The following is a 20362-nucleotide window of genomic DNA, read 5'->3' as shown; positions in this document are numbered from 1 at the left end:
GAATGTCACAGCCCGATCACAGCCACCGCGTCCACCGGTGTTTTGCAGGGTTCTCGGCTGGGTCGTTCCCTAGACTCGATTCGTGACCACGAGCCAGACCGACCCGATGATCGGCCGTCTCATCGACGGCCGGTATCAGGTGCGCTCGCGGATCGCCCGTGGCGGCATGGCCACCGTCTACCTGGCCACCGACCTGCGCCTGGAGCGCCGCGTCGCCATCAAGATCATGCACGGCCACCTGGCCGACGACTCCACCTTCAAGAGCCGCTTCGTGCAGGAGGCGCGCTCGGCAGCGCGCCTGGCGCATCCCAATGTCGTCAACGTCTTCGACCAGGGCCAGGACTCCGACATGGCGTACCTGGTGATGGAGTACCTCCCCGGGATCACGCTGCGCGACCTGCTGAAGGACTACGGCAAGCTCACGCCCGAGCAGACCATCGACATCATGGAGGCGGTGCTCTCGGGCCTCGCCGCCGCGCACAAGGCGGGCATCGTCCACCGCGACCTGAAACCCGAGAACGTGCTGCTCGCCGATGACGGGCGCATCAAGATCGGCGACTTCGGACTCGCCCGCGCAGCCAGCGCGAACACCGCGACCGGCCAGGCACTGCTCGGGACGATCGCCTATCTCTCCCCCGAGCTCGTGACCCGCGGCGTCGCCGACGCCCGCAGCGACATCTACGCGCTCGGCATCATGATGTACGAGATGCTGACCGGCCAGCAGCCGTTCCAGGGCGAGCAGCCAATGCAGATCGCCTACCAGCACGCCAACGATTCGGTGCCCGCCCCGAGCGGCAAGAACCCGGCGGTCCCCGCGGAACTCGACGAGCTCGTGCTCTGGGCGACCGAGAAGGACCCGGATCGACGTCCGCGTGACGCACGGGAGATGCTCGACCGGCTCCTCGAGGCCGAGAAGGTGCTGCGCGGCGAGGCCGTGCTGCAGCCCACCATGGTCCTCCCGCCGGCGCTCGACCTCGACGCCGGCGACACCCAGATCATCAATCCGGCCATCCGGCAGCAGGTCGCGTCTGCGACGCCTGCCGCCACCGCGACGCTGACGAAGGCTGCCGCGAAGCGGCGGACGAAAGGATGGTGGCTGCTCGCGCTCGTCCTCGTGCTCGCAGGCGTCGCCGGGGGCACCGGCTGGTACTTCGGGGCCGGTCCCGGCTCGCTCGTGGCCGTCCCGAACGTGGTGAACACGGCGCCGGATGCGGCGGCCGTGAAGCTGCACAAGCTGGGCTTCACGACGAAGCAGGCACCGGAGTACAGCACGACCGTGGCGAAGGGGATGGTGTCGAGCACCGACCCTGCGGCCGGAGTCCCCGCCGGGCGCGGAAGTGCCGTGACGCTCCGAGTGTCGCAGGGGCCGAAACCGGTCACCATCCCGGCTCTCGCCGGCCAGACCGTCGATGCTGCGAAAGCGTCGATCACGGGCGTCGGCGCCAAGGTCGGCGACGTCGCACAGCAGTTCGACGCCAAGGTGCCGGCGAACACGGTGATCTCGGCGACCCGTGCCGACAACGGCGCGGACATCTCCGGGGGCGGCGACTACTTCGAGGCGGCGGCGGTCAACCTCGTCGTGTCGGCCGGCGCCATCCCGGATGTGGCAGGCAAGTCGGTTGCCGACGCCTCCGCCATCCTCACCAAGGTGGGGCTGCTGACCTCGGCCGGTCCGGAGAGCTACAGCGACACCGTGGCCGACGGGGACGTGATCTCGGCCCAGCCGCAGCACGATCCGGTGCGCCCGGGCGACACCCTGCTTCTCGAGACCTCGAAGGGCCCGGAGCCGGTCACGGTGCCGGAGGTGGTCGGCAAGAACTGGACCGACGCGAAGAAGGCGCTCACCGACGCCGGTTTCAAGCTGAAGTACAGCGCCATCGCCGACGTCGCGCCGTCCGCCTTCGTCGTCTCGAAGATCTCCCCCGGTTCCGGGACGCAGCAGCCCAAGGGCTCGACGATCACGATCAACTTCGCCGGGTTCTAAGCGGCGAAACGAAGAAGTCCGGCGACCCCGTGGGGCGCCGGACTCCTCCGTTAGTGTGAACGCGCGTCAGGCGTGGGACAGCTCCTCAGCCACCAGGAACGCCAGCTCGAGCGACTGCATGTGGTTCAGCCGCGGGTCGCACAGCGACTCGTACCGCGTCGCCAGGGTCTCCTCATCGATGTGCTCGGAACCGCCCAGGCACTCGGTGACGTCGTCGCCCGTCAGCTCGACGTGGATGCCGCCCGGGTTGGTCCCCGCGGCGCGGTGCGCCTCGAAGAAGCCCTTGACCTCATCCACGACGTCGTCGAAGCGGCGCGTCTTGTAGCCGTTCGGCGTGGTCAGTCCGTTGCCGTGCATCGGGTCGGTGACCCAGAGCGGCTTCGCGTCGGTCCGCTTGATCGCCTCGAGGAGGGGCGGAAGCGCATCCCGCACCGTGCCGGCGCCCATACGCGTGATGAAGGTCAGACGGCCGGGCTCGCGCTCCGGGTCCAGCTTGTCGATCAGGCGCAGCATGTCGTCGCGGGAGGTCGTCGGGCCGAGCTTGACGCCGATGGGGTTGCGCACGCGCGACAGGAAGTCGACGTGCGCGCCATCGATGTCGCGGGTCCGCTCGCCGATCCAGACGAAGTGCGCCGACGTGTTGTACGGCGTGCCCGTGCGGGAGTCGATGCGGGTCATCGGCCGCTCGTAGTCCATGAGCAGCGCCTCGTGGCTGGAGTAGAACTCCACCCGGGTCAGCTCGTCGAAGTCGGCACCCGCCGCCTCCATGAACTTGATGGCGCGGTCGATCTCCTTCGCCAAGCCCTCGTAGCGCTGGTTGGCCGGGTTCGCGGCGAAACCACGGTTCCAGCTGTGCACCTGGCGCAGGTCGGCGAAGCCACCCTGGGTGAACGCGCGGATCAAGTTCAAGGTGGATGCGGCGGTGTGGTACCCCTGCACCAGCCGTCGCGGATCCGCCTGACGGGATTCGGGCGTGAAGTCGTAGCCGTTGACGATGTCGCCGCGGTACGCGGGTAACGTGACGCCGTTGCGGGTCTCGCTGTCGCTGGAGCGCGGCTTGGCGAACTGCCCCGCCATGCGGCCCATCTTAATCACCGGGACGGAGGCGCCGTACGTCAGCACGACCGCCATCTGCAGTACCGTCTTGACGCGGTTGCGGATGGCGTCGGCGGTGGCGCCGGCGAACGTCTCGGCGCAGTCGCCGCCCTGCAGCAGGAACGCCTTGCCCTCGGCAGCCCGCGCCAGGCGCGTGCGCAGCTGGTCCACCTCACCGGCGAAGACGAGCGGCGGCAGCGTGGCGATCTCCGCGGACGCGGCAGCCGCGGCCTCGGGATCCGGCCAGGCCGGCTGCTGCTTAATCGGCAGCGTGCGCCAATACTCCAGGCCCTCGATCACGGACTCGTCAGGTCGCACGACGGGCTCTGTGGTCTGTAGCACTGGTCTTCCGCTCACTCAGATAGATCGGTGGATAGGTGGATAACCGAGCCTATCGCGCCGGGCGGCACGTTGGTCGCCGCGGGTCCTACCGTGACAGCGTCGCCCGCTTCTCCTTGACCGTGGTCGCGTAGACATCCATGTACTCCTGCGCACCGAGGCGCTGCAGCTCGTACATGATCTCGTCGGTGACCGAGCGCAGGATGAAGCGGTCACCCTCCATGCCGTCGAACCGGGAGAAGTCGAGCGGCTCGCCGACGATGATCCCGATGCGCCCGACTTTCGGAAGGCGCCTGCCGATCGGCATGATCTTCGCGGTGTCGACCATGGCGACCGGGACGACGGGCACGCCCGCCTCCAGGATCATGCGGGCGACGCCGGTGCGGCCGCGGTACAGCTTGCCGTCGGGGCTGCGCGTGCCCTCCGGGTAGATGCCGAGGATCTCGCCGCGCGCGAGGACGGCGAGCCCGGTGTTGAGCGACGCCTCCGACGCTTTGCCGCCCGAGCGGTCGATCGGCAGCTGGCCGGTCGCGTTCATGAAGGCCTTGGTCGCCCATCCCTTCAGTCCCCTGCGGGTGAAGTAGTCGCTCTTGGCGAGGAAGGAGACGTGCCGGTCGACCTCCAGCGGGAGGAAGACGGAGTCGATGAACGACAGGTGGTTGCTCGCCAGGATGACGGCGCCGTCGGACGGGATGTTCTCGAGGCCCACGACCCACGGCCGGAAGATCCCGCGCAGGATCGGCCCCACCACCACGTACTTCATCAGCCAGTAGAACATCGAACCGAAGCCTAACCCCGCAGGCCGCCTAGAGCGAGGATGCGTGCAGGCGCGCCAGGTCGGCGGCACCCACCACGCCGGCGTCGTTCACCAGCTCGGCGATCGTGAACTCGGGCTCCGGGTGGAAGCCGCGTGCCGGCAGGTTCTCGACGTAGGCGAGGCGGATCGGCTCCAGCAGCAGTTCGCCGGCCTGGGCGACGCCGCCGCCGAAGACGAAGAGCTGCGGGTCGAGGATGGCGCCCAGGCTCGCGCAGGCCTGGCCGAGCCAGTCGCCCAGCTGCCGCAGGGCCGCGAGCGCACCCGGGTCCCCCGCGGTGATCAGCGCGCTGATGTCGGTGCCCGTGAGCGTGCCGGTGCGGGAGCGGACATCCGCAAGACCCTGCCCGATACCTCCCGCATCCGCGAACTCGTTCGCCATGCGCTGCAGAGCGCGTCCCGATCCGTACTGCTCGATGCAGCCGTGAGCGCCGCAGCCGCAGGGCAGACCGCCGGGGACGACGCGCATGTGGCCGATCTCGGCGCCCGCACCGAAGCCGCCGCGGAACAGCCGGTCGTTGCTGACGATGGCCCCGCCGACACCGGTCCCGATGGTGAGGATCACCATGTCCGAGACCAGGCGACCTGCCCCGTACCGGAACTCCGCCCAGCCGGCGGCGTTCGCGTCGTTCTCGATGATCACCGGGATGTCGAGGCGCGCCTCGAGCTTCTCCCGGAAGGGCTCGTGGCGCCAGTTGATGTTCGGCGCGTAGTAGACGGTGGACTGAGCCGCGTCGATGAAGCCGGCGGCGGCGACGCCGGCGCCCGCGATCTCCTCCGGGCCGTCCGACAGCCGCTCGACCATCGCGACGACGGCGTTCTCGATCTCCGCCGGCCGGGTCGCGTCGGTCGGCACCCTGTCCTCGCGGACGATCGTGCCGAGCTCGTCGACGACGGCTCCGGCGATCTTCGTCCCTCCGATGTCGATGCCGATGGCGTGCACGTGTGGCCTTTCGGAGAGAGGACGTGAGGGAGCGGCCGCCAGAGCCGGTCAGGAGACCCGCGGGAGGACCATCTAGAGTGTAATCAACCGAATCGGCCGAGGCCATTCGGCAGTACGCCCGCCCGCCGGTATCGAGGGAGCTACCGTGAAACAGATCGAAACACCCGTGATCGTCCCGCTCGACCCGGAGGCGAACGCCACCGACCTGCTGGTGCAGCGCGTGGCCCTGACGCCCGATCAGCCGCTGTTCAGTCTGCCCGACGGCGCCGGCTGGAAGGACGTCACCGCAGCCGAGTTCCACCGCCAGGTGATCGCGCTGGCGAAGGGCCTCGTGGCCGCGGGGATCGAGCCGGGCGACAAGATCGGCCTCATGTCGAAGACCCGCTACGAGTGGACGCTGATCGACTTCGCCGTCTGGTTCGCCGGTGCCGTCCTCGTGCCGGTCTACGAGACCTCCTCCCCCACGCAGATCCAGTGGAACATGTCCGACTCCGGCGCCATGTCGGTGATCCTGGAGACGGCGGAGATGCATGCGCGCTTCGACGAGGTGCACCCGGAGCTTCCGCTCGTCCGCAACGTGTGGCAGCTGCACCTGGGCGACCTCGACAAGCTGGTGGCCGGCGGTGTGGATGTGCCCGACGGCGAGATCGAGCGCCGGCGCAACCTCGCCCGCGGCGAAGACATCGGCACCCTCATCTACACCTCCGGCTCGACCGGGCGGCCGAAGGGATGCGTGCTCACCCACTCCAACTTCGTCGAGCTGTCTCGCCAGTCGGCCGAGGCGCTGAAGGAGGTCGTGCAGCAGCCGGGGGGCGCATCCACTCTGCTGTTCATCACCACCGCGCACATCTTCGCGCGCTTCATCGCCGTGCTCTGCATCACCGGCGGCGTGCGGGTAGGTCACCAGGCCGACACCAAGCAGTTGCTTCCGGCGCTGGCGAGCTTCAAGCCGACGTTCCTCCTCGCCGTGCCGCGCGTGTTCGAGAAGGTCTACAACTCGGCTGAGCAGAAGGCGGAGGCCGGCGGCCGGGGCAAGATCTTCCGCGCCGCAGCCGAGGTCGCCGTCGAGCATTCCAAAGCGGTCGAAGCGGGCTCCGTTCCGTTCGGCCTGAAGCTGAAGTTCGCGCTCTACGACCGGCTGGTGTACTCGAAGCTGCGCGCCGCCATGGGCGGCCGCGTGAAGTTCGCCGTCTCGGGCTCCGCCCCACTCGGGTCGCACCTGGGCCACTTCTACCACAGCCTCGGCATCAAGATCCTCGAGGGCTACGGCCTCACCGAGACCACGGCTCCCGCGACGGTGAACCGCGCGGACAAGTTCAAGATCGGCACCGTGGGGCCGGCACTGCCCGGCGTCGACCTGCGTCTCGCGGACGACGGCGAGATCCAGGTGCGCGGCATCAACGTCTTCAAGGAGTACTGGAAGAACCCGGAGGCCACGGCCGCCGCGTTCGAGGATGGCTGGTTCCGCACCGGCGACCTCGGATCGTTCGATGCGGACGGGTTCCTCACCATCACCGGCCGCAAGAAGGAGATCATCGTCACGGCCGGCGGCAAGAACGTCTCCCCCGCGGCCCTCGAGGACCCCATCCGCGCGAACCCGCTGGTCAGCCAGGTGATCGTCGTCGGCGACCAGAAGCCGTTCATCTCCGCCCTCGTGACGCTCGACACCGAGATGCTGCCCACCTGGCTCGCGAACAACGGCGAGGACAAGGACATGACGCTCGCCGAGGCGTCCGTGAACCCGGCCGTCCACGCCGAGATCCAGCGCGCGATCGACCACGCGAACGCCGGTGTGTCCCGGGCCGAGAGCGTGCGGAAGTTCGTCGTGCTCGCGACGGAGCTGAGTGAGGCGAGCGGCCACCTGACGCCGAAGCTGAGCATCAAGCGGAACGTCATCCTCGAGGACTTCGCCGACGTGATCGACGGCATCTACAGCGACAACCCGCGCACCGAGGGTTTCTCGCTGGCCCACTGACGGAGATTGCCCTCATGTACATTTGCATTGTTCCGATGTACAATTGGTCTCATGGACATCGTCAGTGCCGCTGAAGCGCGCAACCACCTCGCCGAAGTGATCGAGCGTGCGTCGCACGCACCCGTGGCCATCGAACGTCGAGGCGAGCGCGCGGCCGTCATCGTCAGCCCGCAGGAGTATGACCGGCTCATGGAGGCGCTCGAGGAGATCGAGGACGCCGCCGCCTATGACACAGCCATGGCCGAAGAAGGGCAGAACATCCCCTGGGATCAGGTGAAAGCCGACCTCGGTCTCGCATGAGCTACCGGATCGAGCTGCGGCCGGCCGCTGTTCGCGCGCTCCGGAAAGTGGATCGGCAACAGCTCCCTCGGCTGCAGGGTGCGATCGCACTGCTGGCGCAGGACCCGAGGCCACCGGGGGCGACGGCGATGCGCGGGCGGCCTGGCTTCCGGGTGCGCGTCGGCGACTACCGCATCCTGTACACCGTCGAGGACGACGTCCTGCTGGTGGTCGTCGTCGACCTCGGGCATCGCCGCGAGGTCTATCGGTGAGCTACACCTCGTCGCGCCAGGAGTGCTCTGGGGCGTAGCCGAGGATGCGGCGGGCCTTGTCGATCGAGAGGAGGGTGTCGTTGACGCCCAGCTCCCGCTTCAGCGGCACGCCCGGGAACACCTCTGCGACCAGTTGGTCGTTCGGCCGGCTCATCACGGTGTCGGCTGCGGCGATGATGAACCGGTCGAAACCGGTGGTGTCCCACTCCAGCGCCCGGCGGATGGCCTGCGCGCCGTCGCGCGCGTCGATGTAGCCCCACAGGTTCCACTTGCGCGCGAACGGGTCGTCGTCGAAGGCGGGGAACGCGGCGTAATCCTCCGGGTCCATCACGTTGGAGAAGCGCAGCGCCACGATCTTCAGAGCCGGATCCCAGCGCACCAGCTCGATGGCCATCTGCTCCTCGAGGTGCTTCACCAGCGAGTAGGTGCTCTCCGGACGCGCCGGGTAGTCCTCGTCGACCGGGATGTACGGCGGCGGCACATCGAACGGCAACCCCAGCACGGTCTCGCTCGACGCGTAGACGACGTTGCGAATCCCCGCGCGGCGGGCCGCCTGGAACACGTTGTACGTCACGCGGATGTTGTTGTGGAACGTCGCCACATCGCTCGCCATGCCCGGGGCGGGAATCGCCGCCAGGTGCACGATCGCGTCGAGGCCGTCGTGCTTGTCGTTGACGCCGAAGATCGCATCCACCGTCTGGCCGTAGTCGGTCAGGTCGACGCGGACGAAACCGGAACCGCGCTCCCCCGCCGCATCCAGGACGACGACGTCGTCCCCCGACTTCCGCAGCTCGCGCACGACCGTGCGTCCGAGCTTGCCTGATCCTCCGGTGACCGCAATACGCATGCGGTCAGTCTACGAGGTGGCCGGGAGGCCGGGCGTCAGAACCAGTCGGACTCGCGGACCTGCTTCATCGCCTCGCGGCGCGACTCCTTGTCGAGGCGGTCCAGGTACAGCTTTCCGTCGAGGTGGTCCGTCTCGTGCTGAAGCGCCTGGGCCAGGACACCGGTCCCGGACACCTCGATCTCGTTGCCCTCGAGGTCGGTGCCCGTGACACGCGCGAAGGGATACCGCAGCGTCTTGAACCAGAGGCCCGGGACGGACAGGCAGCCCTCGTCCATGAGTTCCGGCTCGCCGGACACCTCCACGAGCACCGGGTTGATGACGTATCCGACCTGTCCGTCGACGTTGTAGCTGAACGCCCGCTCGTTGACGCCGATCTGCGGGGCGGCAACGCCCGCGCGGCCGGGCGGCAGGACGCTGTCCACCAGGTCTTCGACGAGGCCCCGCACACCGTCGTCGATCGTGCCGATCGGATCGGACGGGGTCTTCAGCACGGGGTCGCCGAACAGGCGGATCTGACGTTCGGTCACGGGTACTCCTCGAGAGAACAGACGGGCGGTCGGGCGGGCTCAGTCGCGCTCGGCCGGAAGGCCCTCGACCACGAGGGCGGCCAGCGTGCGCGCCGAGAGGCGGGTGAGCGGCTTGAGGTCCTTCCACGACACGACCGAACCGGCGGCGAGCTGCGGGTCGTACGGCACCCGGACGATCTCACGCACCCGCGACCGGAAGTGCGCCTCGATCTCGTCCAGCTTCACCAGATTGGTGGCGTGCGTCGCCGTGTTGAGGGCGACGACGGCGTTGCGGACGAGTTCGCCGTAGCCGTTGGCCTCCAGCCAGGTCAGGGTCTCGGAGGCGAGGCGCGCTTCATCCACGCTGCCGCCGGAGACGATCACCAGCGAGTCGGCCCGCTGGAGCGTCGCACGCATCACCGAGTGCACGATGCCGGTGCCGCAGTCGGTCAGCACAATTGAGTAGTACCGGGCCGACAGGTCGGCGACGACGTTGTAATCGTTCTCATCGAACGCCTCGGACAACATGGGATCGGTGTCCGACGCGAGGATGTCGAGGCGCGTCTCATCGCGTGACACCAACGTCGAGAAGTCGGTGAAGCCGCCGATGCTCGCGGCCTTGTGCACCACATCCCGAACCGTCGACCGGGTCTGCCGTGGCACCCGCTCGGACAGCGTGCCGCGGTCGGGGTTCGCGTCGATCGCGATGATGCGGTCCTCTCGGGCCGACGCCAGCGCCATCCCGAGCAGCGTGGTGACCGTGGTCTTGCCGACGCCTCCCTTGCGGGTCAGCACGGGCACGAACCGCGCACCGCCCTCCAGATGCTTCTGGATGCGGTGATCGAGCTCCTTGCGCGCCCGTACCTTGGCGGAGTCGCCCAGGTTCACGGTGCGGAAGGTCACGTTGTAGACGAAGCGCTGCCACGGACCCTCCGGGCCCGGACGCGTCTTGCGGTTGACCTCGAGCAGACGGTCCGCTGTCAGCATCGCGGCGGGTTCCGGCTGCGCGGACTGCTCACCGCGCAGGCGGTCGCGACGCGAGCCGGCGAACGCCTCGGCGGCCGGGAGCGGCGGCACGTCGTCTGTGGGCGTCTCGGCCGCGGCATCCGGCTTCTGGGCAAGGCGGGAGGCGACGATCGCGACCGACATGGTGGTCGGCTCGGCGGGTGACGCGACGAAACCGGGGTCGACCGGCACGTCGTCGATGGCCACAGCCGCCTCGTCCTCCGGGATCTCGGGCGGAGGTGCGGGCGGCAGGTCGACGGCGATGCTCAGCGTGGACTGCACATCCAGCGTGGACTGCACATCCAGCGCGGATTCGACATCCAGCGTCGACGCCTCATCCAACGACGGTGTCGTCTCGAACGAGCGCGCGGGCGTCAGCTCGTCGTCGGCCGGCACGAGGTCGCGCGGTTCGCGCGCCTCCGGCGTGTCGGCGTCGGGCCTGTCTGCCACGTGTACTCGTTCTCCTTCGTCCGCGGGAGGGTCCCGCGACTCGTCATTGTAGGCCGCCCCGTCACCGGGGCGCCCGTTCTCCACAGGTCAGGAGGGCTGGATGACCACGAGCAGGTCGCCCGCGTCGACCTGCTGGGTCTTCGGGATGGCGAGCCGCTCGATGGTTCCGGCGACCGGAGCCGTGATCGCGGCCTCCATCTTCATCGCCTCGATGGAGGCGACGGCCTGGCCCGCGGCGACCGAGTCGCCGACGCTCACCTGCAGGGTCACGACGCCGGAGAACGGCGCGGCCACCTGCCCCGGCTTGGCGGTGTCGGCCTTCTCGGCGGCCTTCGCCTCGACGACGATGCTGCGGTCGCGCACGAACACCGGCCGCAACTGGCCGTTGAGCGTGGTCATGACGGTGCGCATGCCCTTCTCGTCGGCCTCGCCGATCGCCTCCAGCCCGACGTACAGGCGGACTCCACGGCTGAACTCCACGACGTGCTCCGAGCCCTGCTTGAGGCCGTAGAGGTAGTCGAGGGAGTCGACGACCGAGAGGTCGCCGAACAGCTCGCGCATCTGCTCCTGGATGCGGGTGGGCGCAGGGAAGAGCAGGCGGTTGAGCGTCGAGCGGCGCTCCTCGCTGGAGCCCTCCAGCGCGCTGGCGTCGTCGGCGCTGAGGTCCTCGACACCGATCTTGACGGTCTTGCCAGCGAGGACCTTGGTGCGGAACGGCTCCGGCCATCCACCGGGCAGCTCGCCCAATTCGCCGGCCATGAACCCGACCACCGAGTCGGGGATGTCGTAGTTCTGCGGGTTCTCGGCGAAGTCGTCCGGGTCGGCCTTGACCGCCGCGAGGTGCAGCGCGAGGTCGCCGACCACCTTCGACGAGGGAGTCACCTTGGGGATGCGGCCGAGGATGCGGTTGGCCGCGGCGTACATGTCCTCGACGAGCTCGAAGTCCTCGGCAAGGCCCAGTGCCTTCGCCTGCTGGCGCAGGTTGGAGAGCTGGCCGCCCGGGATCTCGTGCTTGTAGACACGGCCCGTGGGGCCGGGCAGGCCCGACTCGAACGGGCGGTACACCTGACGCACGGCCTCCCAGTACGGCTCGAGGTCCTCGACCGCGCTCAGGGAGATGCCGGTGTCGCGCTCGGTGTGGGCGAGGGCTGCGACGAGGGCGGAGGCGCTCGGCTGGCTGGTGGTGCCGGCCATGGGCGCGCTCGCCACATCCACCGCATCCGCACCGGCACGGGATGCCGCGAGCAGCGTGGCGAGCTGGCCACCAGGGGTGTCGTGGGTGTGGACGTGGACCGGCAGGTCGAACCGCTCACGGAACGCGGCCACGAGCTTCTCCGCGGCCGACGGGCGCAGCAGGCCCGCCATGTCCTTCACCGCGAGGATGTGCGCTCCCGACTCGACGATCTGCTCGGCAAGACGAAGGTAGTAGTCGAGCGTGTAGAGGTCCTCAGCCGGGTCGAGCAGGTCCCCGGTGTAGCAGACGGCGACCTCGGCGATGGCGGAACCGGTCGCGAGGACCGACTCGATCGCCGGACGCATCTGCGAGACGTCGTTGAGGGCGTCGAAGATGCGGAAGATGTCGACGCCCGTGGAGGCGGCCTCACGAACGAAGGCATCCGTCACCTGGGTCGGGTACGGCGTGTAGCCGACGGTGTTGCGGCCGCGCAGCAGCATCTGGATGTTGATGTTCGGCAGCGCCTCGCGCAGCGTGGCCAGGCGCTCCCACGGGTCCTCGCCGAGGAACCGGAGCGCCACGTCGTACGTCGCGCCGCCCCAGGCCTCGACCGAGAGCAGTTCTGGCGTCATCCGGGCGACATAGGGTGCCACCGCGACCAGGTCGCGGGTGCGGACGCGGGTCGCCAGCAGCGACTGGTGCGCGTCGCGGAACGTCGTCTCGGTGACCGCGAGCGCCTTCTGCGCCCGCAGTGCCTCCGCGAAGCCCTTCGGTCCGAGCTCCAGCAGGCGCTGACGCGAGCCGGCCGGGGCCGGCGCGGTGAGGTCGATCTTGGGCAGCTTCTCGGAGGGGTCGGCGCTCAGCGGTCGGGGACCGTTCGGCTGGTTGACCGTGACGTCGGCGAGCCAGTTGAGCACCTTGGTGCCGCGGTCCTTCGACTCGCGGCCCTTGAACAGTTCGGGCCGCTCCTCGATGAAGGAAGTCGAGACGTTACCGGCGATGAAGTCGGGGTCTTCGAGCACCGCCTGCAGGAACGGGATGTTCGTGGAGACGCCGCGGACGCGGAACTCGGCCAGTGCACGACGGGCACGCAGCACGGCGGCCGGGAAGTCACGGCCGCGGGTGATGAGCTTCGCCAGCATGGAGTCGAAGTGCGGGCTGATCTGGGCGCCCGGGTTGATCGTGCCGCCGTCGAGGCGGATGCCCGCGCCGCCCGGCGAGCGGTACGTGGTGATCTTGCCGGTGTCGGGACGGAAGCCGGCCGTCGGGTCCTCCGTCGTGATACGGCACTGCAGCGCCGCGCCGCGGACGTGGACCGTCTCCTGGCTGAGGCCCAGGTCGGCCAGGGTCTCCCCCGCCGCGATGCGCATCTGCGACTGGACGAGGTCGACGTCGGTGATCTCCTCCGTGACGGTGTGCTCGACCTGGATGCGCGGGTTCATCTCGATGAAGACGTGCTGGCCGGCGCGCTCCCCGGCGGTGTCGAGCAGGAACTCGACGGTTCCGGCGTTCTCGTAGCCGATCGAGCGCGCGAAGGCGACGGCGTCGCGGTAGAGCGCCTGACGGATGTCGTCGGAGAGGTTGGGGGCCGGAGCGATCTCGACCACCTTCTGGTGGCGGCGCTGCACCGAGCAGTCGCGCTCGAACAGGTGCATGGTGTCGCCGGTCGAGTCAGCGAGGATCTGCACCTCGATGTGACGCGGACGCAGCACAGCCTGCTCGAGGAACATGGTCGGGTCGCCGAAGGCGCTGTCCGCCTCCCGCATGGCCTCCTCGAGGGCGGGACGCAGCTCGGCCTTCGTGTTCACCCGGCGCATGCCGCGTCCGCCGCCGCCGGCGACAGCCTTCGCGAAGATCGGGAAGCCGATCTCATCCGCCTCGCTCAGCAGCTGCTCGATGTCACGCGAGGGCTGCGATGACTTCAGCACCGGGACGCCCGCGGCGATCGCGTGCTCCTTCGCGGTGACCTTGTTGCCGGCCATCTCCAGCACCTCGGCGCGCGGGCCGATGAAGGTGATGCCGGCAGCGCGGGCCGCCTCGGCCAGCTCCGGGTTCTCGGACAGGAAGCCGTAGCCCGGGTAGATCGCGTCGGCGCCGGACTCCTGAGCGACGCGGATGATCTCCTGCACATCCAGGTAGGCGCGGACCGGGTGGCCGGGCTCGCCGATCTGGTACGCCTCGTCGGCCTTCAGGCGGTGCATCGAGTTGCGATCCTCGTACGGGAACACGGCGACGGTCTCGGCGCCGAGCTCGTATGCGGCCCTGAAGGCCCGGATGGCGATTTCACCGCGGTTGGCAACGAGGATCTTTCGGAACATGGGGACCTTTCGAGCAGGGGTCGACACCACACAGCAAACGGTTAGGTTCTCTAAGACTAGTAAAGGTAACGTGGCTCTCGTGCACGTACTCAGCGTTAGCTCCCTCAAGGGCGGTGTCGGAAAGACGACGGTGACGCTCGGACTTGCCTCGGCGGCGTTCGCGAAAGGCCTTCGCACGCTGATCGTGGATCTCGACCCCCAGTCGGATGTGTCCACCGGCATGGACATCCAGGTCGCCGGCCACCTCAACGTGGCCGATGTGCTCGCCTCCCCCAAGGAGAAGATCGTGCGCGCGGCCATCGCCCCCTCGGGCTGGACGAAGGGCCGCTCCGGCACGATCGACGTCATGATCGGCAGCCCGTCCGCCATCAACTTCGACGGCCCGCACCCCAGCATCCGCGACATCTGGAAGCTCGAGGAGGCCCTGGCGAACGTCGAGCACGACTACGAGCTCGTGCTGATCGACTGCGCCCCCTCGCTCAACGCGCTCACCCGCACCGCGTGGGCCGCGAGCGACCGCGTCGCCGTGGTGACCGAGCCCGGCCTGTTCTCGGTGGCGGCCGCCGACCGTGCGCTGCGCGCGATCGAGGAGATCCGCCGGGGACTGTCGCCTCGCCTCCAGCCGCTCGGGATCATCGTGAACCGGGCGCGCGTGCAGTCGCTGGAGCACCAGTTCCGGATCAAGGAGCTGCGCGACATGTTCGGGCCGCTCGTGCTGTCGCCGCAGCTGCCGGAGCGCACGTCGCTGCAGCAGGCGCAGGGCGCGGCGAAGCCGCTTCACGTGTGGCCGGGCGAGAGCGCGCAGGAGATGGCGCACAACTTCGACCTGCTGCTGGAGCGGGTTCTGCGCACCGCCCGCATCGGGGAATACGCGGACGCTTCGTCCTGACGCTCGGGTCGAGGATCCCGTCTCGGGTTCCGGCTGCTCACCCCGTCCTGTATTCAGGACGGCGTTTTCAGGACCTGTATTCAGGAGATCGAGGCTTCCTGGTGCAGCCATGTCCTGAATAGGAGGAGATTCGGCGGCCCCGCATCCCGAATCTCCTGAGAACAGGAAGGCGGCAGCCTCCTGAAAACAGGGCGCGCGGGCGTCCTGAAAACAGGGCGGGACGTCCTGAATTCAGGACGGAGGCACAACGAAAACGCCCGACGTGCGGGCGTTTTGTGCGGAGGGCGGCGGGCGCGCGGCCTTACGACGCGCGGGTCCGCGCCGCGCGACGGGCGGCGAGCTCGTCCATGGCCTCGGCCTGCGTGTCCAGTTCGACGAGGCTCGACTCGACCTCGCGGAGGACCTTGCCGACGGCGATGCCGAAGACGCCCTGGCCGCGGCTGACGAGGTCGATGACCTCGTCGTTGGAGGTGCACAGGTAGACGCTCGCGCCGTCGCTCATCAGCGTGGTCTGGGCGAGGTCGCTGACGCCCGACTCGCGGAGCTGGTTGACCGCGGTGCGGATCTGCTGCAGCGAGATTCCGGTGTCGAGGAGTCGCTTCACGAGCTTCAGGACGAGGATGTCGCGGAAGCCGTACAGGCGCTGCGAACCGGACCCGGCGGCGCCGCGGACGGTCGGCTCGACGAGGCCCGTGCGGGCCCAGTAGTCGAGCTGGCGGTACGAGATACCCGCAGCGCGGGCGGCGACGGCACCGCGGTAGCCGTTCACGTCGTCCATCTCAGGGAGGCCGTCGGTGAACAGAAGCCCGAGGTCGTACCGGGCGGCGCCGTCTTCACGACTCAGTTCGCTCATGTTCGTCGCCTCTCACCCCGGGTTGCGGATCGCGCGTCGCATCCGCGTCGCTTCATCAACGGTACCCATGCGGACCTCGCCGGGCAACGACATCCGCTGTTTCGGTTCCGGCGTGTCGAGCCTCGGGCCCCGGTTCACGGACGAAGCCGCGCGATGGATGAGCGGATGATGCTGCCGCGCACCACGTCCAGCTGTGCCGCGATCTCCCGCGCGAGCTCGGCCGTGCGCGCTTTGCTGCTGACGTCGTTGCGCCGCGCGATCGGCACCAGGGCGGTCTCGATGAGGCCGATCTCGCGCTCCGCCGCCGCTCGGAAACCGCGCAGGTGCCGCGGCTCGATGCCGCTGCGTCGCAGCTCCGCGAGGGCGCGGAGCACCGTCAGGGCTTCCTCGCCGTACACGTCCGACGCGGCGATGAGGGAGGTGCTGATCGCCTCCTGCAGGAGCTCGGCGTCGGCGCTGGCCTCACGCAGCAGCTCGTCGCGTCGGTACCGCCGCGACCCCGACAGGATGGACCCGGCGGGCGCCGTTCCCGGGAATGCCGGCTCGAGCCCCGCATCCACGTCGGCGAAGTACTTCTTGATGACCTTGAGCGGGAGGTAGTGGTCGCGCTGCATGGCGAGCACCGCGCGCAAGCGCTCCACGTCGGTCGACGAGAACTTGCGGTACCCGGAGGCGGTGCGCGACGGTGACACGAGCCCGCGCTCCTCCAGGAAACGCAGCTTCGACGACGACAGGTCGGGGAACTCGGGGGTGAGCCGAGCGAGGACCTGACCGATGCTGAGCAGGGCCGGAGCGCCCCCCGCGGCCCTGGTGGCCGGCCGGGCCACTAGCCGTTCGCCGCTGCGGCGAGGTCGTGACGCGAAGCGTAGAACGTGAGCCGGAATTTGCCGATCTGCACCTCGGCGGAATCGGAGAGCAGCGCGCTCTCGATCCGCACGCCGTCGTAGTACGTGCCGTTCAGCGAGCCCAGGTCGCGGACCTCGAAGGAGATGCCGCGGCGCGTGAACTCCGCGTGGCGGCGCGACACGGTCACGTCGTCGAGGAAGATGTCGGCGTTGGGATGGCGACCAGCGGTCGTCACGTCGGCGTCGAGGAGGAAGCGGGCACCGGAGTTCGGGCCGCGTCGCACGATCAGCAGGGCGGAGCCGGAGGGCAGAGCCGCGATGGCCTCCTGCTCTTCCGGCGAAACTTCGCCCGAGGGGTACATCTTCGAGATGAACTCCTCGCCGAAACGCGCGGTCGTGTCCTCATTGCCGGCCGCATCCCGCAGGGGGCCCCGGGCGGCGTCGTCGGCTCCGCCGGCTGGACCGTTCGGGTTAATGTCTTCAGGCACCGTCAACCTCCTTGCCGTCCAGCGTATCGGATCGGACGCCGGTGTCATCGGCCGGAAGGCGGATTACCCGCGACGTCTCCCGGATGTACACGATCCCGGCCCACCAATAGAGGAACGCGCCCCAGAGCGCGAAGGCCCAGCCGAGCGGCAGCGAGAAGGGTGCGAGGGGCGCGAACGCCTCGCCCAGCATGAGCAGCGGAAGGGCCACGAACAGGCAGAAGGTGGCGACTTTCCCCAGGTGGTGCACCGGAAGCGGGCCGAAGCCGTGGTTCGCGAGGATGACGCCGAGGACGGCGAGCATCACATCCCGCGCCACGATCACGATGAACAGCCACCAGGGGATCACCTCGCGCCAGCAGAGCCCGATGAGGGCGGCGAAGATGTACAGGCGGTCGGCGGCCGGGTCGAGCAGCTGCCCCAGACGCGAGATCTGATTCAGGCGGCGGGCGAGGTAGCCGTCGAGGAAGTCGGTGACGCTGGAGAAGACGAGGACGAGCAGCGCCAGTCCGTCCTGGCCCGTGACCACGAGCCAGAGGAAGACAGGCACGAGCGCGAGCCGGAAGAAGCTCAGCACGTTCGGGATCGTCCAGACCCGCGCGCTCACGGCAGCGCTCTCACCCTCCACGCCTTCGAGTCTAGTGAGCGTCCTCAGTGCACACGGGGCGTCCACTCCGCGAGCCGGTCGCGCAGCCCCATGGCGTCGTACGGGGCGCGGACCTTCACATCGTTGTCGAAGTAGGCGTACACATCCCGGCCCGCCGCCAGCCACCCGCCGAATTCCGCGGCCCACCGGTCGAGCGACTCGTCGGTGTACCCGCTGGTGTAGAGCTCCTCGTCGCCGTGCAGGCGCACATACGCGAAGTCGGCGGTGAGCTCCCGGATGACCGGATAGCGGCCAGCAGTGTCCGCCAGCACGATCGCGATACTGTGCGCCCGAGCCAGCGCCGCGAATTCGGGCACGTCGAAGGAGGCGTGCCGCACCTCGACGGCGTGCCGCAGCGGCCGGTCCTCGGTCACGGCGGTGTGGGTGCGGTCCTCGTCGAGGGTCGCCTCCCCCGCCAATGCCGCCGCCTCGGTCGTGGTGCGCGGCAGCATCCCGAGGAACGCATCCACCGCCTCCGGCTCGAACTGCAGGGTGGGCGGCAGCTGCCAGAGCAGCGGACCGAGCTTCGGGCCGAGCGCCAGCACGCCGGAGGCGAAGAAGTTGGCGACGGCGGTGCGGGCGTTCTTCAGTCGCAGGATGTGCGTGATGTACCGGCCGCCCTTCACGGCGAACACGAACTCGTCCGGCGTGTGCTCCGCCCACGTGCGGTAGCTCGTCGGCCGCTGCAGGGAGTAGAAGCTGCCATTGATCTCGATGGAGTCGAGCCGCTCGGAGGCGTACTCGAGCTCCAGGCGATGGGGCAGCTTGGGCGGATAGAAGACGCCTCGCCAGGGTGCATACGTCCAGCCCGAGATGCCGACGCGAGCCAGCGCCATCAACGTCCCCGGAGCTGTTCGAGCAGGCGGCGCTCCCGCTTCGTCGGCCTGCCGGCACCACGCTCGCGCAGCACGGCCGCGGGCGTCTCGGTGCGCGGCGGGGGCGGCGGAGTGCGGTCCTCGAAGCAGTCGGCGGCCATCGCCGCGCTCACCCGCTTGGTGATCAGCCGCCGGGCGATATAGATGCGTTCGACGTCTCCGACGAACGCGCGCACCTCATCCCCCACTTTCACCGGCTGCGCGGGCTTCGCGCGATCACCGTTCACCTTCAGGTGCCCGGCCTTGCAGGCGTCCGACGCGGCCGACCGGGTCTTGAAGAGCCGCACCGCCCAGGCCCAGGAGTCGACGCGGACGCTGCCCGGACCGGATGCGCCGGATGAGCCGGATGAGCCGGATGCGCCGGGCTTCGCAGGGGTTCCGGGCATCTCACACCGCCTCTTCGGCCAGCGACGCCTTCCACTTCACCAGGCTGCGCACGGTTCGGCTGCGGTCGGACGCGAGCTTCTCCATCACGTCGGACGGCACGAAGTAGTTCACGGCCACCCAGCCGCGGACGGTCTCCGAGCGGTCCTCGGCGAGCTCGCGGAGGAGGTCGCAGGGGGTCGCCTCGTTCTTCGCCACGCAGCCGCGCACGCCCTCGTCCGGATCCTTCGCGAGCGTCGCGATGACGTCCTCCGGGGTGTTGTAGCTGCTGGCGACCGCCTCCCGGATCTTCGGGTTCGGGTCGGTCGCGAGGAGCCGCAGCCGGCGGATCTTGCTCTCGGTCACCTCGGGCGCGGGATGCAGCGCGGCGGCCTGCTCAGCGGTGAGCATCGCAGGCCGGTGGTCCCGCATGGCCTGGCGCTGGGCAGGAGTGTTGAACCGGATGCACGACATGCTTCTACGGTAGCCCCGGAGGGCTGTCAGCTCGACTGCGACCGCACGCGTGCCGCATCCCCGCGTCCCGGGAACCACGGCACGACCGGCGAGGTGCGCGCCTGGTACTCCGCGTACTCCGGGTAGCGGCCGCGCGTGATGCTCTCCGTGAACACGGTGGAACCGACGAAGAGGCCGGTCAGCAGCAGCGGGCCGATGACGGTCCACTGCAGGATCGATCCAGCGGCGACGCAGCCGAAGAGGAACACCACCCACCACTGCGCCTGCTCGAAGAAGAAGTTGGGGTGGCGGGAGAACCGGAAGAGCCCCGACTGCAGGAAGCGCGGCGAGGGCTCGCGGCCGGCCGCCGCCTCGGCGTGCTTCCACTGGTGGAACCGCCACTGCTGCTGATCGGCGATCGTCTCGCCTGTGAGGAACGCGACGAAGATCGCGGCCAGGATGATGTCGAGCGGGTTGAGCGGCGTCCGGTGCTGGTACGCGGTCCACGCCGGCAGCGTGATCAGAAGGAGCAGCACGTTCTGGTAGATGACGATGAAGAACAGGTTGAACAGCTGGAATCCCGCCGGGCGCATCCGCCCGCGCAGCACCACCCAACGGTAGTCCTCGCCGCCAGGCCGGTAGCCGCCCTTGCGCGCGAAGTTGAACGTGAGGCGGGCGCCCCACAGGGTCACGAGCACGGCGATCAGGTCGAGGCGGGCATCGGCGAGTCCGGCGGCACCCGCGAAAACCCAGACGTACACCACCGGCACGATCGACCAGATGCGGTCCACCCAGGAGTGCTCGTTCGTGATGAGCGAGAGCACCCAGGTGGCGGCACAGGCGACGCCCAGTACCCAGAGACAGACGATGAAGGGCTCCACGTGCACATCCTAGGGCCCCGCACGCTCGCTGCCAGGGAGACGTAAGGCACCTGGGAAGACGCCAATGGGGG

At 69.1% G+C, this 20362-nt stretch carries 20 protein-coding genes; 5 read left to right on the top strand and 15 right to left on the bottom strand.

Going from position 1 to position 20362, the window contains the following annotated elements; genetic code table 11:
• The first annotated feature begins 82 nt into the window (after window positions 1-82).
• A complete protein-coding gene (gene pknB / locus AB4Z18_RS06665; protein ID WP_441781906.1) occupies window positions 83-1984 on the top strand; it encodes a Stk1 family PASTA domain-containing Ser/Thr kinase in 1902 nt (633 codons plus the stop codon).
• 66 nt (window positions 1985-2050) lie between these two features.
• Here pknB and AB4Z18_RS06660 read toward each other — a convergent pair whose 3' ends face one another.
• From AB4Z18_RS06660 to AB4Z18_RS06650, 3 genes are all read right to left on the bottom strand, one after another.
• Entirely contained in the window at window positions 2051-3379 is a 1329-nt protein-coding gene (locus tag AB4Z18_RS06660) for a class II 3-deoxy-7-phosphoheptulonate synthase (RefSeq protein WP_441782986.1), read from the bottom strand.
• A 127-nt stretch (window positions 3380-3506) separates the two neighbouring features.
• Window positions 3507-4196 (bottom strand): lysophospholipid acyltransferase family protein, encoded by a 690-nt coding sequence (locus tag AB4Z18_RS06655; protein WP_441781905.1) that lies wholly within the window; start codon window positions 4194-4196, stop codon window positions 3507-3509.
• Window positions 4197-4224: 28 nt separating this feature from the next.
• Window positions 4225-5175: an ROK family glucokinase gene (locus tag AB4Z18_RS06650; protein WP_441781904.1), complete on the bottom strand. Its 951-nt coding sequence runs from the start codon at window positions 5173-5175 to the stop codon at window positions 4225-4227.
• Window positions 5176-5320: 145 nt separating this feature from the next.
• On the opposite strand from AB4Z18_RS06650, the gene AB4Z18_RS06645 reads away from it, so the two are divergent.
• Genes AB4Z18_RS06645 through AB4Z18_RS06635 form a run of 3 tightly spaced genes read left to right on the top strand, consistent with a single transcriptional unit; the run spans window position 5321 to window position 7701 of the window.
• Window positions 5321-7150, top strand: coding sequence for an AMP-dependent synthetase/ligase (locus AB4Z18_RS06645; protein ID WP_441781903.1), 1830 nt, complete (start codon window positions 5321-5323; stop codon window positions 7148-7150).
• A 51-nt stretch (window positions 7151-7201) separates the two neighbouring features.
• A complete protein-coding gene (locus AB4Z18_RS06640) occupies window positions 7202-7450 on the top strand; it encodes a type II toxin-antitoxin system Phd/YefM family antitoxin (protein ID WP_441781902.1) in 249 nt (82 codons plus the stop codon).
• Window positions 7447-7701 (top strand): type II toxin-antitoxin system RelE family toxin, encoded by a 255-nt coding sequence (locus AB4Z18_RS06635; protein WP_441781901.1) that lies wholly within the window; start codon window positions 7447-7449, stop codon window positions 7699-7701. Before AB4Z18_RS06640 ends, AB4Z18_RS06635 begins: the two co-directional genes overlap by 4 nt.
• A gap of 1 nt (window position 7702) precedes the next feature.
• On the opposite strand, the gene AB4Z18_RS06630 is transcribed toward AB4Z18_RS06635, so the two are convergent.
• The 4 genes from AB4Z18_RS06630 to AB4Z18_RS06615 all read right to left on the bottom strand — a co-directional run bounded on the left by AB4Z18_RS06630 (window position 7703) and on the right by AB4Z18_RS06615 (window position 14001).
• Window positions 7703-8548 carry an NAD-dependent epimerase/dehydratase family protein gene (locus tag AB4Z18_RS06630; RefSeq protein WP_441781900.1) on the bottom strand — a complete coding sequence of 282 codons (846 nt, stop codon included), beginning with the start codon at window positions 8546-8548 and terminating at the stop codon, window positions 7703-7705.
• Between the two features lie 35 nt (window positions 8549-8583).
• Window positions 8584-9075, bottom strand: a complete 492-nt coding sequence (gene def, locus AB4Z18_RS06625) for a peptide deformylase (protein WP_441781899.1) — start codon at window positions 9073-9075, stop codon at window positions 8584-8586.
• Between the two features lie 39 nt (window positions 9076-9114).
• Entirely contained in the window at window positions 9115-10509 is a 1395-nt protein-coding gene (locus AB4Z18_RS06620) for a nucleotide-binding protein (protein WP_441781898.1), read from the bottom strand.
• A gap of 87 nt (window positions 10510-10596) precedes the next feature.
• Window positions 10597-14001, bottom strand: coding sequence for a pyruvate carboxylase (locus tag AB4Z18_RS06615; RefSeq protein WP_441781897.1), 3405 nt, complete (start codon window positions 13999-14001; stop codon window positions 10597-10599).
• Between the two features lie 79 nt (window positions 14002-14080).
• On the opposite strand from AB4Z18_RS06615, the gene AB4Z18_RS06610 reads away from it, so the two are divergent.
• Entirely contained in the window at window positions 14081-14890 is an 810-nt protein-coding gene (locus tag AB4Z18_RS06610) for a ParA family protein (protein WP_441782985.1), read from the top strand.
• Window positions 14891-15191: 301 nt separating this feature from the next.
• On the opposite strand, the gene AB4Z18_RS06605 is transcribed toward AB4Z18_RS06610, so the two are convergent.
• The 8 genes from AB4Z18_RS06605 to AB4Z18_RS06570 form a co-directional block, all read right to left on the bottom strand.
• Window positions 15192-15743 carry a MerR family transcriptional regulator gene (locus AB4Z18_RS06605; protein ID WP_441781896.1) on the bottom strand — a complete coding sequence of 184 codons (552 nt, stop codon included), beginning with the start codon at window positions 15741-15743 and terminating at the stop codon, window positions 15192-15194.
• Window positions 15744-15877: 134 nt separating this feature from the next.
• Entirely contained in the window at window positions 15878-16570 is a 693-nt protein-coding gene (gene ftsR, locus AB4Z18_RS06600) for a transcriptional regulator FtsR (RefSeq protein WP_441781895.1), read from the bottom strand.
• A complete protein-coding gene (locus AB4Z18_RS06595) occupies window positions 16570-17076 on the bottom strand; it encodes an FHA domain-containing protein (protein WP_441781894.1) in 507 nt (168 codons plus the stop codon). The genes ftsR and AB4Z18_RS06595 overlap by 1 nt, the downstream gene beginning before the upstream one ends.
• Entirely contained in the window at window positions 17069-17701 is a 633-nt protein-coding gene (locus AB4Z18_RS06590) for a CDP-alcohol phosphatidyltransferase family protein (protein ID WP_441781893.1), read from the bottom strand. The genes AB4Z18_RS06595 and AB4Z18_RS06590 overlap by 8 nt, the downstream gene beginning before the upstream one ends.
• A 23-nt stretch (window positions 17702-17724) precedes the next feature.
• Window positions 17725-18555: a DUF72 domain-containing protein gene (locus AB4Z18_RS06585; protein WP_441781892.1), complete on the bottom strand. Its 831-nt coding sequence runs from the start codon at window positions 18553-18555 to the stop codon at window positions 17725-17727.
• Window positions 18555-18980 (bottom strand): RNA-binding S4 domain-containing protein, encoded by a 426-nt coding sequence (locus tag AB4Z18_RS06580; protein WP_441781891.1) that lies wholly within the window; start codon window positions 18978-18980, stop codon window positions 18555-18557. The genes AB4Z18_RS06585 and AB4Z18_RS06580 overlap by 1 nt, the downstream gene beginning before the upstream one ends.
• 1 nt (window position 18981) lies before the next feature.
• Window positions 18982-19431, bottom strand: coding sequence for a hypothetical protein (locus AB4Z18_RS06575; protein ID WP_441781890.1), 450 nt, complete (start codon window positions 19429-19431; stop codon window positions 18982-18984).
• 26 nt (window positions 19432-19457) lie between these two features.
• Window positions 19458-20291, bottom strand: coding sequence for a DUF1295 domain-containing protein (locus AB4Z18_RS06570; protein ID WP_441781889.1), 834 nt, complete (start codon window positions 20289-20291; stop codon window positions 19458-19460).
• Window positions 20292-20362 lie beyond the last annotated feature (71 nt).

The organism is Leifsonia sp. 2TAF2, assembly GCF_052115085.1.
In the GTDB taxonomy this organism is placed as follows: Bacteria; Actinomycetota; Actinomycetes; order Actinomycetales; family Microbacteriaceae; genus Leifsonia.
This window is presented reverse-complemented; position numbering and strand designations above follow the sequence as displayed.

Bases quoted from the DNA above. Each gene is read 5' to 3' on its own strand.
- AB4Z18_RS06640 (WP_441781902.1), top strand. From the start codon at position 7,202: ATGGACATCGTCAGTGCCGCTGAAGCGCGCAACCACCTCGCCGAAGTG.
- AB4Z18_RS06580 (WP_441781891.1), bottom strand. From the start codon at position 18,980: ATGCCCGGAACCCCTGCGAAGCCCGGCGCATCCGGCTCATCCGGCTCA.
- AB4Z18_RS06630 (WP_441781900.1), bottom strand. From the start codon at position 8,548: ATGCGTATTGCGGTCACCGGAGGATCAGGCAAGCTCGGACGCACGGTC.
- AB4Z18_RS06615 (WP_441781897.1), bottom strand. From the start codon at position 14,001: ATGTTCCGAAAGATCCTCGTTGCCAACCGCGGTGAAATCGCCATCCGG.
- AB4Z18_RS06585 (WP_441781892.1), bottom strand. From the start codon at position 18,555: ATGGCGCTGGCTCGCGTCGGCATCTCGGGCTGGACGTATGCACCCTGG.
- AB4Z18_RS06605 (WP_441781896.1), bottom strand. From the start codon at position 15,743: ATGAGCGAACTGAGTCGTGAAGACGGCGCCGCCCGGTACGACCTCGGG.
- AB4Z18_RS06635 (WP_441781901.1), top strand. From the start codon at position 7,447: ATGAGCTACCGGATCGAGCTGCGGCCGGCCGCTGTTCGCGCGCTCCGG.
- AB4Z18_RS06575 (WP_441781890.1), bottom strand. From the start codon at position 19,431: ATGTCGTGCATCCGGTTCAACACTCCTGCCCAGCGCCAGGCCATGCGG.
- AB4Z18_RS06655 (WP_441781905.1), bottom strand. From the start codon at position 4,196: ATGTTCTACTGGCTGATGAAGTACGTGGTGGTGGGGCCGATCCTGCGC.